12 protein-coding genes and 1 pseudogene are annotated in these 15,951 nt (G+C 42.2%); 3 read left to right on the plus strand and 10 right to left on the minus strand.

Annotation, left to right across the window (positions count from 1 at the left end):
• Positions 1-11: 11 nt before the first annotated feature.
• The 3 genes from OM794_RS18140 (at position 12) to OM794_RS18150 (ending at position 4,249) form a co-directional block, all read left to right on the plus strand.
• On the plus strand, positions 12-725 hold the full coding sequence (locus OM794_RS18140; protein WP_226251249.1) for a hypothetical protein: 714 nt from the start codon (positions 12-14) through the stop codon (positions 723-725).
• Positions 726-1,343: 618 nt separating this feature from the next.
• Positions 1,344-2,456, plus strand: a complete 1,113-nt coding sequence (locus OM794_RS18145; protein ID WP_226251248.1) for a DegT/DnrJ/EryC1/StrS family aminotransferase — start codon at positions 1,344-1,346, stop codon at positions 2,454-2,456.
• 179 nt (positions 2,457-2,635) lie between these two features.
• Positions 2,636-4,249, plus strand: a complete 1,614-nt coding sequence (locus OM794_RS18150) for a hypothetical protein (RefSeq protein WP_226251247.1) — start codon at positions 2,636-2,638, stop codon at positions 4,247-4,249.
• A 116-nt stretch (positions 4,250-4,365) separates the two neighbouring features.
• Here the strand turns inward: OM794_RS18150 and pseI are convergent, their stop codons facing one another.
• From pseI to OM794_RS18195, 10 genes and pseudogenes are all read right to left on the minus strand, one after another.
• Positions 4,366-5,397 carry a pseudaminic acid synthase gene (gene pseI / locus OM794_RS18155; protein WP_226251246.1) on the minus strand — a complete coding sequence of 344 codons (1,032 nt, stop codon included), beginning with the start codon at positions 5,395-5,397 and terminating at the stop codon, positions 4,366-4,368.
• The gene (locus tag OM794_RS18160) at positions 5,390-6,037 is read right to left on the minus strand and encodes a formyltransferase family protein (RefSeq protein WP_226251245.1); all 648 of its coding nucleotides are present in this window, start codon (positions 6,035-6,037) and stop codon (positions 5,390-5,392) included. The genes pseI and OM794_RS18160 overlap by 8 nt, the downstream gene beginning before the upstream one ends.
• Positions 6,034-7,152, minus strand: a complete 1,119-nt coding sequence (gene pseG / locus OM794_RS18165; protein WP_226251244.1) for a UDP-2,4-diacetamido-2,4,6-trideoxy-beta-L-altropyranose hydrolase — start codon at positions 7,150-7,152, stop codon at positions 6,034-6,036. The genes OM794_RS18160 and pseG overlap by 4 nt, the downstream gene beginning before the upstream one ends.
• Positions 7,153-7,172: 20 nt before the next feature.
• On the minus strand, positions 7,173-7,847 hold the full coding sequence (locus OM794_RS18170) for a cytidylyltransferase domain-containing protein (protein ID WP_226251243.1): 675 nt from the start codon (positions 7,845-7,847) through the stop codon (positions 7,173-7,175).
• On the minus strand, positions 7,844-8,143 hold the full coding sequence (locus OM794_RS23420) for an SAF domain-containing protein (RefSeq protein ID WP_413927731.1): 300 nt from the start codon (positions 8,141-8,143) through the stop codon (positions 7,844-7,846). The genes OM794_RS18170 and OM794_RS23420 overlap by 4 nt, the downstream gene beginning before the upstream one ends.
• Positions 8,129-8,913 (minus strand): annotated as a pseudogene (locus OM794_RS18175) (N-acetylneuraminate synthase family protein); the annotation flags it as partial. The pseudogene OM794_RS18175 and the gene OM794_RS23420, both read right to left, overlap by 15 nt.
• The gene (gene pseC, locus OM794_RS18180; protein WP_226251241.1) at positions 8,906-10,066 is read right to left on the minus strand and encodes a UDP-4-amino-4,6-dideoxy-N-acetyl-beta-L-altrosamine transaminase; all 1,161 of its coding nucleotides are present in this window, start codon (positions 10,064-10,066) and stop codon (positions 8,906-8,908) included. The pseudogene OM794_RS18175 and the gene pseC, both read right to left, overlap by 8 nt.
• Positions 10,067-10,068: 2 nt before the next feature.
• On the minus strand, positions 10,069-11,067 hold the full coding sequence (gene pseB / locus OM794_RS18185; protein ID WP_226251240.1) for a UDP-N-acetylglucosamine 4,6-dehydratase (inverting): 999 nt from the start codon (positions 11,065-11,067) through the stop codon (positions 10,069-10,071).
• A gap of 45 nt (positions 11,068-11,112) precedes the next feature.
• Positions 11,113-14,565 carry a glycosyltransferase gene (locus tag OM794_RS18190; protein ID WP_265153944.1) on the minus strand — a complete coding sequence of 1,151 codons (3,453 nt, stop codon included), beginning with the start codon at positions 14,563-14,565 and terminating at the stop codon, positions 11,113-11,115.
• 287 nt (positions 14,566-14,852) lie between these two features.
• Positions 14,853-15,716, minus strand: coding sequence for a flagellin (locus OM794_RS18195; RefSeq protein WP_226247019.1), 864 nt, complete (start codon positions 15,714-15,716; stop codon positions 14,853-14,855).
• Positions 15,717-15,951 lie beyond the last annotated feature (235 nt).

Genomic DNA, 15,951 nt, shown 5'->3' on the forward strand with positions numbered 1-15,951 from the left:
AGGAGAGAACGATGACTAATGATTCTGTAGAAATAATAATTCATGGGTGCGGTGCCATGGCTATCGAGTTGGCTATGTATATAAATGATGTTACACACCATAGCGAGAACAGTGATAAGAAACTGATCGTTACTGATATTGTTTCTAGTGAGTTTTCACGAGCGGACGACATTCAAAACGTTCTTGGTTATTCAGTATCTTTTCACAGCAGCATCACAAATATTGATCGCTTTGCAGAAAAAAAATCTATCATTAGCATAGGCACAGCCTTAACAGTCAAGCAAAAAAGATCTGAGATAAAGGCCGCAGGGGGAAAGTTCATCACAATAATACACCCTAGTGCAGTAGTTTCATCACTTGCAAATATTGGGCAAGGAGTAATTGTTGCACCATTTGTTTTCATTGGCCCTTTTTCAAATATCGGTGATAATGCGATAATAAACGTACATTCTACAATTGGCCACGATGTTTCAATTGGTTCTGGCGCCGTTATTTCCCCACATGTTGATGTCAATGGTGAATCTAGCATTGGTGAATATACGTTTCTAGGTGCGGGAGTGGTTGTGGATCCACGCACAAACATTGGACGGTATTGTAAAATATCGTCTGGCACTGTTATTAAAAAAGACATATCAGACGGAATTTTAGCATTTGACCGAGAGTCACCTAAGAGCGTTAAGATGTTTAGCTCTGAAGATGGTAAGAGCTTGCTCAGTAAGCAATAATTTTAATGCTCGAAACATTAACTATTCTAGAGTTTTTAATATTAAAGTACAGCCCACTTATGATTAATTATCCACAGCAATCATCCTCTATTAGATTAGCAAGTATTTGCAACTTTCTTTGTCGATAAGCTTTATGGCTAACCAGTAACACATGAGGGGGTGTGGCGTTACCTATGGCTCGTACCAAGGTCAAGAAAAAGCCAGTAGCTTCTTTGGTATAGAAAAAGCAGCTATAAAAGGATTTTAAAAGCTGTATCCAGATAGCTCGAAAAGTGCATAACCCGCTGATTTAAAATAAATTTTATATTCTGCTATCAGCTGACGGACAACTACCATGCTTTAAATGATATTCATAAGGCCAACAAATACCGCTTTTCTACCAATTGAGGTTGATGCATTCTGTCAGAATTAAGACATATTTAACTGGTTAAATCCGCTCGACTCAGAATTTCGCATTAAGGCCAGCTTTAAAAATTACGTCATGTCCATTACAGGTTGCGCAAGATTCATTGGTAGTGGTTCGCAAGGTTTCACACTGTCACAAAGCATTGATGGTTTTATGCAATCCACTGAGAAAACCAATTACGGGGCCTACTTAAAACAAGTATCGAGAGAAGCATGAGCGATAAACCAATTTATGTGACAGAGCCTTACCTTCCACCGCTAGAAGAGTTCATTCCATATTTAGAAAAGATATGGAAAAGCAAGCGTCTCACTAATAATGGGCCAATGCACCAACAGCTTGAAGAAGCCCTGTGCGAGTACCTAGGAGTACCTGAAATAGCGCTTTTCAATAACGGAACTATAGCGCTCCTAACTGCTTTACAGGCACTGAGAATTACTGGCGAAGTTATTACTACGCCCTTCTCATTCGTAGCAACGGCACATTCCTTGACTTGGAACGGCATTACACCTGTTTTTGTTGACATTGATCCTAACACTTTCAACCTTGATCCTAAAAAAATTGAAGCTGCCATTACCTCTCGCACTACAGCGATCATGCCCGTTCATTGCTATGGAAATCCGTGTGATGTAAATGCTATTCAGGAAATTGCGGATAAATATAATCTCAAAGTTATTTATGACGCTGCGCATGCTTTCGGTGTTCAAGACGAAGGAGGCAGTATCTTAAGACATGGTGATTTAAGCGCGATAAGCTTCCATGCTACTAAAGTATTTAACACTTTCGAAGGCGGCGCTATCATTTGCCCTGATAAAAAAACGAAACAACATATCAATAACTTGAAAAACTTTGGTTTCGTTGACGAAGTTACCGTTGTTGCGCCAGGTATTAATGGAAAGATGAGTGAAGTGAATTCAGCATTTGGTTTACTTCAGTTGAAATATATTGACGCAGCTCTTGAAAGTAGAAAGTTAGTAGACAAGCACTACAGGGATGCGTTAAGTGAAATAAAAGGTATTAGATTATTGAAGCCCTTAGACCTTGAGAAGCATAATTTTTCTTATTTCCCAATAGTAATAGACAAGGAATATCCGATAAGCAGAGATAAACTTTACTTTTTATTAAGAGAAAAAAATATTTACGCACGCAGGTATTTTTATCCATTAATTAGCAACACCACCCATTACAATAGCAGATTTAAAGAAAATCATCTGAAAAATGCGAAGTCAATTTCTGAAAAGGTTATATGTTTACCTATTTTTCCGGAAATAGAGAAGATAGCGCTTTCAGAGATTTCATCAGTTATTAGCAATCCAATTAAAAGGTAACAAAAAATGTAAACATATCGCTGCTTTTTTACCTCCGGCTCTGGATTGTGCTCTTAAATGAAAAATGTTCGATTTTGTCAGCACGCAGAATTTCGTTATTTTAATCGTCGCAATTAATTTTCAAAAAAAAGCACTCAGCCCCACATTTATGTTAATTTAACTTTAGGTTAGCTAATCTTATGGTTATCATTAAAAAAAGATATTCGCTTTCAAAAAAAATAAAGTTAATAGTGAAAAATAATATTTTTTATCCTATTACTCAGAACCAGGTTGACCGCATAGATAAACTGATAAGCTTAGAGCAAAGTCGAGGATACTCAGTTAGCCTATCAAGCTACGATTGGCGAATTTGCCTTATAGAGAAACAAATACATCCTAAATTAACCATAACCTTACTTCTTCCTGACTTAGTTATAGAGCCAGAATATAGCATTCCAAAAAATAGCTTTTACACTAAATACAAGCATGAGTATTTTTCAAAACATGGGCTTTACGGTAACGACTGCGATTGGTTTTTTTCTTTCAATCCTAGGAGGTACAATCTTGATTTAAAAGCTGTAAAAAATGCAGCCATAGTAGAAAAAATAAAAATAACTAAAAGCTGTAAAAAAACGCCAACCAGAACTACTTTTTTGAGTGAAACATCTTTTATTAACTATATAGACTATTCTTATAGATCAAGAAACATACACTCTGCAACCTGGAACTATAAATTTAAAAGCCATCTAGTTAGCATGGCCGACTACTTCCAACTTGAATATGTAGTTAACACGGTACGCGCAAAGGCAATTTTTCGTAGCATAAGTGAAGCTGCAAGCGAGGCTGAAAAAGTACCAAATTTGACACATGGGCAATCAATTGAATATTTTTATCATAAATTGCAAGAAATAGATCCACTCCCTGACATTGATAGCTTTAAAACATTGTGGAAAAACTCCGTATTTATAAACAAGCTATCTGGGATTTATTTTGCTAAAGGTGATATAGAAAATTACATAAACTGTAAAAAAATAGAACTCAATGAATTACTTAAAATTCACTCTAACAAACCAAAGAACATAACGGAAAGTGTTCTCTTAAGTTCTTTGCACTCTCATATAACTAAAGGAACATCTGTTTTTAGAAATCGAAACATTAATGACCGAAAATTTGAAAATCTTATTTTTGGCAAAAGCGTAGCTATTGTAGGCTCGGCATCTACCGCTCAACCACAAGGCGCAGAAATTGATAACTTCGATATTGTTTCACGCATGAACTTTCCTGTCGACAACTCAGAAAACGTACTCTATTTAGGGAAAAGAACCGACGTAATATATAAATCAACATCTATTATCAGAAACGTAGACAACAATCAAAGTTCACAAAATAGCGGGATTTTTTATAACTACTTATCTATTATTCCTTTGCTCAATAACGAGAACAATGCGCGAACTATACAGGAATTAGGAAACAACTTACTAACTATGCCTCATTCGGCACCAAGAAGTTTAATCGACTTAATAACATTCTCACCAAGAAAAATAAAAGTTTTTAACTGCACTCTATATGCCAATATAAACAAAGCATCCACTTATGATGAAAAATATAGAGAAAAAATTTCAAATCTTAATATTAAAAATTTATCTTTCACACAACAAGGAAAACTTATAAGCAATTTTTCGCATGATTTCTGTTTAAATTTCTTATTAATGAAGTGCATGTATCTAGGAAATTTATATGAAGCTGATGATAAACTAAAAGAAGTTTTAGAAATGAGTCTTGAAAGCTACATAAACAACTTAGTCGAAGGGTAATGCTTTCAAAAAAACTAATTAAAAGTTTATGAATAAAACCTTACTACCTGCATCGAACACCTCCAAGACTAAAAGTTTTATAAAATCACTGTCTTGGAGGTATTATTTACAAATAATTAGCGAACCGGGGTATTCGACTTAACATCCTGAGTTACTTTCTTTCCTAATATCTCTTTTAACATTTTGGGAGGCAAACCATATCCGGGTCTTACGCTTCTTACGGCATCTTCTGTAATAACATCTCCTGCTTTCAAATCCTTAACGAAATAAAGTGAGCGACGAAATTGAACATTACCCTGCTCGCTGGCTTTCCTACTATAGTTAACATGGCCGAGGGCTTTCCAGGCGACTTTACTGTTCTTGCATAATGCTGCCAAATCAGCGGGCTCTAGTGAGAAGCTATCGTCTGGGCCACCTCCGTTACGATCAAGTGTGAAGTGTTTTTCAATAAGAGATGCCCCCATCGCAATGCTGGCAATAGCGGTTGTGTTATCCAGTGTATGATCAGACAACCCTGTGACCAATCCAAAACGCTTTATCATGTCTGGAATCGTTTTTAAATTGTAATCTTCGGCAGGAGCAGGATAGCCACTCACACAATGTAAAATGGCTAACTCTTTACATCCACCTTCTCTCGCGGCTGTGATAGCTTCCTCAATTTCCTCTGCATTGGCCATGCCGGTAGATATAATCATGGGCTTGCCGGTAGCTGCGACATAGCGAATAAGCGCTAAGTCGACCGCTTCGAAGGAGGCAATTTTATAGGCTGGTGAATTCAGGTCTTCCAGCAGATCTACAGCGGTTGTATCAAAGGGGGAGCTGAAAATTGGAATACCTATCTTTTTAGCGTGTTCGAATAGAGGTTTATGCCAATCCCAAGGTGTATGTGCCCAGTCATAAAGCTCATACAAAGTTTTTCCATCCCAGAGGCCGCCTTTAATCTGGAAATCAGGTAGATCGGAGTTCAGCGTGATAGTATCCGGTGTGTATGTCTGAATTTTTAGGGCATCAGCACCCGCTTTTTTGGCTTCTTCTATTATACGAAAAGCCGTTTCAATATTGCCATTATGGTTGGCTGACATTTCGGCTATGATGTAGGTAGGCTGATTAGGACCAATTGTCTTACCGGCTATTACTACATTAGTCATTATTCAGCTTCTCCAAAGTAATCTTGTATTTTTGTCCATGCACCTCGAACCAGGCTGGGTAACGATCCGGGTCACACATCCGTAGTAGATCAAACTGTTCTGATATAGATTTCTCAGGATTTATTTGACTATCTTGTGGACCTCGACACCGATAATAGCTAGGCACGGCAATGTCACTCTGAGGTTGTGGATCGATTTGATTTAATTGCTCAATAGCCTCTGTCATTAACTCAAGCTCTGCCTCGAAAAGCAAATGATTCGCTTCGTACCAAAGGGCGGTTTTCTCTATCGGGATTTTTCGTTTGCGCCAGATTCGGCCGGTATCTACTTGATTTTCAGCTTCCAAGAGGCTTAAGGTAATTTCTCTGGCACCATTCACTAATTCCCAAACATGAGGGCTCCACCCGCGGCCATATGGTAGATCGCTAGCGTGCAGAACTAGAGTATAGTTGTACCCTCTTCGATGTTGTTGCTTAATAATGTCAGAACAGGAAACTAAAAATAAAAAATCTCCGCCAGTGAGCTCTGATCGGGAGCGCGCAAGTTCAATCTCATGTACTGCCTTGTGCTGCTGCATCCAACGCTTCAAGTACACGTTAACAGGGTGGCTAGCGTCGCTACATAAAATGGTGATCTTCATAAGTTGTCCTCATGACTTAATACGGCAACCACACGCATGCACCCTTGGCCATCGCAGACTTTCTGGGATTTATCTGACATTCTCATCAGCATTGTACTTTGGACTTTAAGCTCTTGAATCACCTCTCTGATCCGGGCATCGACGTCCTCCACAGTGGACATTTGAGCACAGCCCGTTTGCTCAAGCGCAGTTGCAATCAATCGTTGGTTGTTTGCTAGCACAATCATTATTGAAGGCAAGCCCAAGCAACACCGCTCCCAAGAGGTGCTTCCAGCGCCACCAATTGAAAAATCAGCAGCACACATACGGTTTGCCATATCACTAACGCTAATACTCACCGCGGTCTGGAAAGAAAGCTTGGAGGCCTGCTTTTTTACAGCTTCAAGATGCGGAGCAAAATTCCCCATCACGATATCCAACTCAGTCTCTGGAGGTAGACCGCTGTTTGAAAGTGCTTTAAGTACCTTGCCAGTGACATTGGTTCGGTCACCCCCCCCCATAGAAATCAAGATACGTTTTAGTTTCGGTGAGCGCCTGCGCTTAAGACTGACCGACCTGAGGTCTGTGAATTCAGTACGAAGGAGCGCATACTTTGGCCCAATCAGTTGCTTGCAAGTCGGAGGAACCAATGTTTCATAATCAGAAGGTTCCCGGCCCAGATTTTGATCCAATAACAACGCACAGTCATGCTCCCGGTCAGCTAGGTCATCAATCGCCATAATGTGACCAACAGCGTGGACTAATGAGCGCTCCCACTTAGCATCAAGTCCGTAATGATCGACGATTAACCAATCTGGGGCGTGTCCCATGAGCACCCTTAGCGTCTGCTCTGCATCAGTTTGCCAGGGAGCTTCTAACCAATCGGAGTGAGCCAAATCTGCTTTATCATTGGCAAAAGTGCCCAACTGCTTAGGTGTATGCAGCACATGAAGTTCAAAATCTTTTTGAGTAATTAAGTTCCCCAAGTGGCCTTCGTGATTTCTACAAATAAACAAGCACTGATGTCCTTGCCGACGTAATTCGTCAGCGAGGGCAAGGCAGCGCATAACATGGCCGGTGCCAATCTTAATAGATGCATCAACTCTAAAGAATATTTTCATTGTGTTTAACGACATTTTTTATTTTAAGCATCATATTATAAATCATCATCGGAGAATTTAGATAACAATACATTATAATCAGAGAGAGTATCTAAATCACAAACTTCTTCCTCTGGAACATCAAAAACAAAAAGATTATTGCTATAGAACGTTTTCTCTATTAAGAAAGAATCTTTTCTACCCCAATAAAACGTTCCATTGCTTACCCGAAATTTAGGCTGAAATTGAGATTGAACCCCCAGATAGTGAGGCAGTAGCAACTCAGCGCTTGCATTACTATCAACTTTCAGGGCTTGTGCCGGCGAATAGTTATAAGATGAAACTCCCATAACAACATTAGCATTACGACTAGTTTCAAAAAGCTCAAAAGAACTCCTTAGTGTTCCAGGCTTTAATAATGCCGCTGTAGCATAAACACAACAAAATAAATCATAGTTGCCATTTAATAAAACATCTTCACATACTTCAGCTACTGTAGATCTGTCTTCTGCTAAAGAATGGCTCCTATTATAAACAAAAGCATCTGCAGCTTTAGCAATTTCAGCTATTTCATCATCTTCGGTTGAAACAATTATTTTTGAAAAAAGTTTGCTAGCTTGACAACAATCTATTACTCGTCCGAGCAATGGTTTACCGCCCAGAGGTAATACATTTTTCCGAGGAAGGCGCTTTGACCCTCCTCTTGCAGGTATAATCGCGACAGGTTTCATGACAGATCTTTAACTGATAAAACATGCCCTTTGGGCAATGCTTTATTAAAGTACATATTAGTCATATTTTCATACTGATCAGGTGCAATACCGTATCCAGGTCTCTTGAACTTTATTTTTGCTGAGGATAATTTTTGCCCTTCAGATACTGCTTCATCTAAAATTGCACTTCTTCTAATATTTAAACGGTTTGCTTTCTCTTGGTCAGTCATAATTCTGCGGGGTTCCCCCATTGCTTGCTCGACGTCTCGTATAGTGTTTACAAATTTTTTCATTTCGTGTGGTTCGATAGACATTACATGCTCTACGCTTCGAGTCGTTTTGTCTTCTGTTATCGTTTTTTCTACCAAATTTGCCCAAGCGCTACTGCTGCGACATCCATTATTTCACCAGGGGAATGGTCTGAATAGGCAACTGGGCATTTGAAAATTTTCTTTATATTTGGAAGCATATTGAGATTTATGCTATCAAGATGTGCGGGGTAGCCAGAAGGGCAATTATGAATGATGATTTTATCGTTGCCCTCACTACGAATTACATCTACCGCTTGTTCGATTTCACCAAAAGTGGCATTACCAGTATCTAACTGAAGGGACACTCCCAAATTAGCAATTTTTCTAAGCCAAGGAAGGTAGTTAACGTCTGCTGATGCTATCTTAACAGAATGGCAGCCAAGCGACTTTACCAACTCAAACCCCGCTTCATCTCCGATAGTTGCAAAAAAAGTAAGGCCCAGCTCATCTGCATACGTCTTAAGCTCTCTCCATGAACTTTCAGGCATGCTGCGCCTTCTAAAAATTTCATACAACGATTCAGATACCGTTTCAGTTTTGCCTGTCTGCTTATCAATTAATACATCGTAGCTGTACATCAATCCTTTATCAGCCACAAGTTCGTCCGGATCAAAAATCTGAAACTTGACTGCGTCACCACCAGCTTCTGCAGCATGTCTAACCAGAAGTTTTGCACTTTCTAAGCCATTGTGTGTCGGGCCAGCTTCAAAAGTGATAAATGTTTTTTCGCCATCACCTACATATTTATCACCTATCTTTACGATATTAGTCATCTAATAATCCTTTAAGAATATTCGAAATCTTAATTGGTTCAGAAGTAGCCATATTTGGAAACATCGGAAGACTGATGGCTTCGCGGTAATACTGCATTGCTTGGGGGTAAGCGTATGGTTTAAACCCCATTTTCTGATAATAAGGCTGAGTATGAACGGGGATATAATGCAGGTTCACGCCTATTCCTTGTTCTCTCAGAGAGTCAAAAACTTGACGGTGTGTTTTGCGTATTGCACCTAGCTTCAGACGAATCACATATAAGTGCAGACCGGAATAACTATCTGGGTGCTGCCATGGCGTTGTTATAGGTAGGCCTTCTAAGAGTGCATTGTAGCATTTGGCCAGCTCATGGCGGCGACCGACATACGCATCTAATCGATCCATCTGGCTGATGCCAAGAGCAGCTTGTAACTCCGTCATACGATAGTTATAGCCTAGCTCCAACTGCTGGTAATACCAGGGGCCATCCGGCTCATGCGTCATTAGGTTCTGATCTCGGGTAATCCCGTGGCTTCGCATTAGGTTCATGCGGCTAGCCAGTTCGTCATCATTGGTCAGCGCCATACCGCCTTCAGCGGTGGTGACAATCTTTACCGGATGGAAACTGAAGACGGTAATGTCACTGTAGCGTCCACTGCCGATGTATTCGTCTTTATACTTGCCACCAATGGCGTGGGAAGCATCTTCAATGATGCTGAAACCAAAGCGTTGACTCAAGTCATAGATAGCTTCCATATCGCAGGGCTGTCCACACAAATGAACGGCCACCAATACTTTCGGTAGGCGGTTATACTGCTCGGCTTCTTGCAGCTTGAATTCAAGAGCCTTCGGACATAGATTGTAGGTTCTTGGGTCGATATCCACGAAATCGACCCAGGCACCGCAATACAATCCACAATTGGCAGAAGCCACGAAGGTAATCGGCGTCGTCCACAGCCAATCACCCGATCCCAACCCCAGCGCTTTGCAGGCGATGTGTAGGGCTGAAGTTGCGCTGTTTACAGCAAGCGCGTGTTTGGCATTCACATGCGCTGCTACTTTCTGCTCAAAAGCAGGCACTTTTGGGCCTTGTGTTAGGAAGTCTGAGGTCAATACATCAACTACAGCATCAATATCAGATTGTGTGATATCCTGTCTGCCATATGGAATCATAATTAAATCTTGCCAATTTCGTTATAGTGATTATCAATCCAGTTTTTTAGCTCGTTGTCGGTCATCCATTCAGTGTTGTTATCGCTTGAGTACACAAAACCTTCGGGCACCTTTTTGCCATCTTTGATACGTTCTATAGAGTTTCCCCAGTTATTGATACTCGGCAATATCTTAAAGTGTTCCGTATACTCGTAGGTAAAGTGAGAATCTTCTGAACCAATCATTTGTTCATGTAGTTTTTCACCAGGACGAATACCAACTATTTCTTGCTTGGCCTCAGGTGCAATAACGCGCGCCAAGTCTGTGACTCTCATCGAAGGAATTTTCTTTACATAAATCTCGCCACCAACCATGTCTTCAAAAGCATGCCAAACAAGTTTTACGCCCTGCTCCAGACTAATCATAAAGCGAGTCATGCGTAGATCAGTAATAGGTAGTACACCCTTGTCTTTGATAGACATAAAAAACGGTATTACGGAACCACGTGACCCCATTACGTTGCCATACCGAACCACGGAAAATTTGGTTTCATGGCCACCAGCGTAGGAGTTACCCGCTACAAAAATTTTGTCAGATGCTAGCTTTGTAGCGCCATACAAATTTATGGGGCTGCTGGCTTTATCGGTGGACAGCGCAACTACCCCTTTAACCCCCTTGTCGATACATGCATCGATCACGTTCATGGCACCATTGATATTGGTCTTGATGCACTCAAAGGGATTATACTCAGCGGTGGGTACAATTTTTGTGGCGGCCGCATGTACTACATAATCCACGCCATCCAGTGCGCGATACATGCGCTCCCTATCACGCACATCGCCGATAAAAAATCTTAGCCGATCATCGTTTTGAAACAGTTTGGCCATCTCCCACTGTTTCATCTCATCACGGGAGAAAATAATAACCCGACGTGGATTGAAGCGTGCAAGTAACATAGGCACAAAAGTATGGCCAAATGAGCCGGTTCCACCGGTAATCAAAATTGATTTATCGTTAAACATATGCACCTTTCTCAAATGCGTAGAAAACCATGGAACCACTTTCTATCAGATCTGTTTTTTGGCATGCCGTGCAAATATATTCTTAATTTTTTCACAAACAACATTGCCACTCTTTCCAAGGCTAGTTACGATTACAGAAGATGATATTCTGACTACTTCTCGCGCAAGTTTTTCAGGATTTTCGGAAAAAATCGAAATATCGTTTATAATAGCAATTTTATAATGCTTATCCGGCGCATTAAATTTAGCACCATCTATGTCTACGATAAAAGTATTTTTATCACCATTTACACTTTTAACGGCGTTATTACTTCCCTTAAAAAACAGATTATCGAGCGTAGAGAACTCTAAAATATCGCAAGGTTTCTGCACTCCTAATTTATCAAGTTTCTTCACCAGGCCATGGGGCGCACTTACACCTTTAATATAATTAACATTAGCCGTAGCTTTCGACTTTCTGTAATAAAAATCAGCAATCTCTTTCCTACCTTCTCGCTCATGAAACACACCTATCCAATTAAGAGAGTTACTTAACATAAGTGATTTTTCGACGAGATCTTTACTCGACCATATTGATTTATGATGTAACCGATAGGCTGCTGGCTTAATACCTGTCAAGTACTTTCCTTTCCCGACCAATCCGAGTCTTGAAATTGCAAGATTGTCACCGTTACCAATTCTAACACCTTCAGGAACAGAGCGTGAAAAATGAACTTCTTTTCTTACAAATTTTGTAAGTGTTAGCAAAAAACAATTATTTAACAAGAGATCTTCTTGAGAGAAATCTCTTTTTTCCCTGTCTGGGAGCTTAGAGCTGCGAACTACTTCACCATTCTGAAAAGTAAATGCATCATGGTAGCAAACCGAGTAATCAAGGTTAGACTCCATAAAATCATACTGTTGTTGCAGTTGACTTCTATCAACCCAATAATCATCTCCTTCACACGTAGCAATATATTTTCCACGCGCCATTTCTTTCAATTTATTTGTAATATTTTTATTCTGAGATCTTAGATTGATATCATTAAAAACTGGAATTATCAAATCAGGATATTCATTTACATACCTGCTGATAATTTTTTGCGTATCATCAGTCGATGCGTCATCGATCACGATAACTTCAAACGGAAAATTTGTTTTCTGCGATACAAAGCCTTTTAGAGCGTCCTCAATATACGGGCCATGATTATAGGTAGGACACAAAACAGTCACTACTGGATCGCCTTTGACATGCTCACTTTGGGGGATCGGAGGCCCTGCCGGTGGTGGCACCTGTGCTTTGGTTACTGGCGCTTTAGGTAAAAGCTCTTGCGCTTCAAGAAACTCCAGCGCCTTCTCTTGGCTAACATTCGCCAGAAGCTCAAACGCCACATCATGCGCCGCAAATACTGCACTCAGAATAAATGCCAGTTTGGTTTTATTCTCATCACTCAGAGCCGCCATACGTTCGTGGGAGGGAAGGAATAGTACATCAGCACTTTCCTGCTCCGTGGCGCAAGGTGCGCGAGCGTTCAACTCTTCTGGCAAATGGCTGTAGTGGCGAATATTGTGGAAGCGATAAAAGCGAAAACCATTTCGGCTGGCCCAGTGCTGTAGTTCAGCAAAGCTAGGCTGTTTCTCATGGGTGAGCTGGAAAGGCACTCGCACCTGAATCAGTAGCGTGTCGGTCAATGCCTTTTTACCATTCTCCAGCACGGCCATAGCATCGCTTAGCTCATCAAGAATTAGCCAATCAAGATTGCCTAAGCCCTCAATGCTATCTATGGCTATTGAGCTAATCGGCAATTCAGCTAACGGCTTGGCGCTCAATTCATGGCGTTTGGGTAGTTTGTCAGCCGGTAACGGATAAAGCGTACTAGTCATTTCCGCGGATACACAGGCATGAAGGGTAGCTGTGCTCCCATCACCGAGCAGGGCATGCTGGAATAACTGAATATATTCGTTGCCTTCATACTGCTTGGCGTTCTTTAATTCGCTAGCGGGATCAAACGCAACGATACCAAAGGCCTTAGTAGCCGCCATCTGTTCGGCGAGACCACTTTTAATTAAGCTGGCACGATTATCGAGCACCATCACTTTGCCTTTGAACTGCCAAGTAAAGTCATTTATTAAATATAGACGTGGCGCTTGCGTGTCTTCACTCGATTTGGCGTTAGTGTCATTGCGAACCAACTGTTGAAACGAGTTATCGACTTTGAACGTTGGCTTGGTTGCTCGGGTGGCGAGGCGTTGACGATGACGTTTCTTCTGGGCGATGGCGAAGTCTTTATTTCCAGCGCGTAAGTTTACCAGTGGTGTTAGCGCGGTCACTAGACGCTCTGTAGCGCTATCAAGGTGGTGCTTCTCTTTACCTACTTGCCAAGCGCGATTTACATAGTCTTGATAAAGGTCTTCGTCATCGAAAAAACTGATGACCGCATTAATCAGCGGTTGAAGCTCTTCTTCGCTGAGAAGTTGTTGATAGGGCTCTTTATAACACTCATCAGGGAAATCAAAGGCGATACCTGCATCCCCTATCATTTCAGGCATGCCTCCCCGATTGGTAATCAGTGCAGGAATCCCGTTAAGCATGGCCTCCGCAAGCACTCGTCCAGAGCTTTCCCACCATAGGCTAGGAGCTATCACCACACGAGCACGCCCATAAGGGCCGCGCATATCGTTGGTATTGGCAGTAATGGTTACATTGCTTAACGAGTTACGTAGCTTACCCATTCGGCGTGTAGTTTCACGCAGCACGGCGGGCCAGTCAGCACGTGCTTCTACCACTTCAAGCTCAATATCGGGCCTCTCGCGCTCCAGTTTTTCAGCTAACTGTACGAATACGCTAGCCCCCTTTTGCCAACTGGGGTTAACAAACAGCAGTCGATTTCGCTCATGGTGATCGGCGATAAAATTATCAGGGGCAATGAACTTGCCTACAGGTTTGGCGGCATAGCCCACCGTTTTACGGTACATATCTGCCGTGGCCTGGCTATCGGTCAGAATCAGATCAATGTCACGGCACCAATTTGATGCTTTATAGTTGCCATTGGCGAGATAGAAAGCGACAGGTATCCCCCGGTCACGCGCTTCAGCGGCAATTAACATATCCAGCGTTTGGCCGCCGTAATACCAGACAATGTCTGGCTTAAATGAATCCAGTATATAGAGGTACTGGCTGTACCAGAGCCCCTCTTCATGCGCCGTAAAATGGTTGCGGTTGTAGCTATAGCTAACCACCAATTGATGAGTCAGCGGGCCATCTTCGGCTTCAATCAATTGATGGAGGTTCGCATTAAGGTCTGGATATTGCTCCTTGAGCCCCCCCATTCCTTTCGGGTTATCAAAAACAGTTGCCCCCAACACCTGAATCTCATAGCCACAGGCCGCAAGCTGTAACAGCATTTGGCGCACGGTCATGCTGGCACCGCTGGAGGTATCCAATAAACAAGAAGGATTAGCCCAAAGCAGGCGAGGTTTGCGTTTTTGAGTAGCAGGGGTAGAGGAGGTCTTGACCATGAAGCGGCTCACAGAGAAAAATGGCAATTTAATTAGTTTACCCTGCTCGTCCAATCAGCAAAGGCACGAATGCGCCTCTATTTGCGTATGTGTTCACACGATCAGTGACGCGCAGAGGTTAAAGTAAGCTATAAATTGAGATTTTACTTATAAGGAACTCTCGACTACTAACTCCAAAGTGGGCGCCAGAGTCAGAGAATCGCCGAAATTATCAGGCTCCCACGCAAGAAAACGGGGCCCAATTGGGCCCCGTCGTTACTTTCTGTTGTGCATCACTAGCTAAACGATTAGCCCAGCAGAGACAGTACAGACTGCGGTGTTTGGTTCGCCTGTGCCAGCATGGAAGTACCGGCCTGCTGAAGAATGTTAGCACGTGTCATGTTAGACACTTCAACAGCGTAATCAGCGTCTTCGATACGTGAACGGGCTTCAGAGAGATTGGTAGACGTCGTCGCCAGGTTATCGATTACAGAGTCGAAACGGTTAAGGGTAGCACCCAAGGTAGCGCGGTTGGTATCCAGTGTTTCAGTGGCGGTATCAACAGCATCAACCAAGCTTTGGAATTCGCCGTGAACCGCGCCGCCAGAAGTAATTGCAAAGGTCGAACCAGTGATAGCACCACCTGATGCATCCAATCCAAGACCTGAAACGGTAGCGTCAAGCGTGGTAACAGAAATGACGTCTTCAGTTTCAGTATTGGAGCCAACCTGGATATTAAGAGTGCCACCACCGCTGACATTCAGCAGGTTCGTACCGTTAAAGTTGTTGCTACCAGCTACACGATCAATCTCAGCTAGACGCTCGTTGATCTCGGTAACGATCGCATCACGGTCTTCTGCGGCGTTAGTGTCGTTAGCACCCTGTACCGCTAGCTCACGAATACGCTGCAGGTTGTCGTTGATTTGATCCAGGCCGCCTTCCATGGTCTGTACCAGGGAGATACCGTCGCTAGCATTACGGCTAGCCTGATCCATACCGCGGATCTGAGCCGTCATTTTGTTGGCGATGGCTTGACCCGCAGCATCGTCAGCAGCGCTGTTGATGCGCAGACCAGAAGAGAGGCGCTCTTGCGCCTTGGCCAGCATGGACTGAGAATTAGAGAGGTTATTCTGGCCGATCAGGGCAGTAATATTAGTGTTGATTACAGACATGTGAGTGCTCCTTGGAAATTAACTGGCCTTGAGGCCTGCTTTGCGGCACCTGCGTTGCCGTTATTATAATTAACGGCAGCTCCAACTGCTTCTTTAATAAAAATCCCTTTTTTTGTGTAAGCCAATGTAAATTAACTTGATGAATGCGACAGTTGCTTTTAATCGTCAGTGCTTGGAGTCGTCTGCCTTAAAAAATAAAAACGGGGCCTATTGGCCCCGTCGTTACTTTCTGTTG

It is taken from the genome of Halomonas sp. BDJS001 (assembly GCF_026104355.1).
GTDB lineage: Bacteria > Pseudomonadota > Gammaproteobacteria > Pseudomonadales > Halomonadaceae > Vreelandella.

Bases quoted from the DNA above. Each gene is read 5' to 3' on its own strand.
- OM794_RS23420 (WP_413927731.1), bottom strand. From the start codon at position 8,143: ATGTCTATCGAACCACACGAAATGAAAAAATTTGTAAACACTATACGA.
- OM794_RS18190 (WP_265153944.1), bottom strand. From the start codon at position 14,565: ATGGTCAAGACCTCCTCTACCCCTGCTACTCAAAAACGCAAACCTCGC.
- OM794_RS18170 (WP_226251243.1), bottom strand. From the start codon at position 7,847: ATGAAACCTGTCGCGATTATACCTGCAAGAGGAGGGTCAAAGCGCCTT.
- OM794_RS18150 (WP_226251247.1), top strand. From the start codon at position 2,636: ATGGTTATCATTAAAAAAAGATATTCGCTTTCAAAAAAAATAAAGTTA.
- OM794_RS18195 (WP_226247019.1), bottom strand. From the start codon at position 15,716: ATGTCTGTAATCAACACTAATATTACTGCCCTGATCGGCCAGAATAAC.
- OM794_RS18140 (WP_226251249.1), top strand. From the start codon at position 12: ATGACTAATGATTCTGTAGAAATAATAATTCATGGGTGCGGTGCCATG.
- pseC (WP_226251241.1), bottom strand. From the start codon at position 10,066: ATGATTCCATATGGCAGACAGGATATCACACAATCTGATATTGATGCT.
- pseB (WP_226251240.1), bottom strand. From the start codon at position 11,067: ATGTTTAACGATAAATCAATTTTGATTACCGGTGGAACCGGCTCATTT.
- pseG (WP_226251244.1), bottom strand. From the start codon at position 7,152: ATGTCGTTAAACACAATGAAAATATTCTTTAGAGTTGATGCATCTATT.
- OM794_RS18160 (WP_226251245.1), bottom strand. From the start codon at position 6,037: ATGAAGATCACCATTTTATGTAGCGACGCTAGCCACCCTGTTAACGTG.
- OM794_RS18145 (WP_226251248.1), top strand. From the start codon at position 1,344: ATGAGCGATAAACCAATTTATGTGACAGAGCCTTACCTTCCACCGCTA.
- pseI (WP_226251246.1), bottom strand. From the start codon at position 5,397: ATGACTAATGTAGTAATAGCCGGTAAGACAATTGGTCCTAATCAGCCT.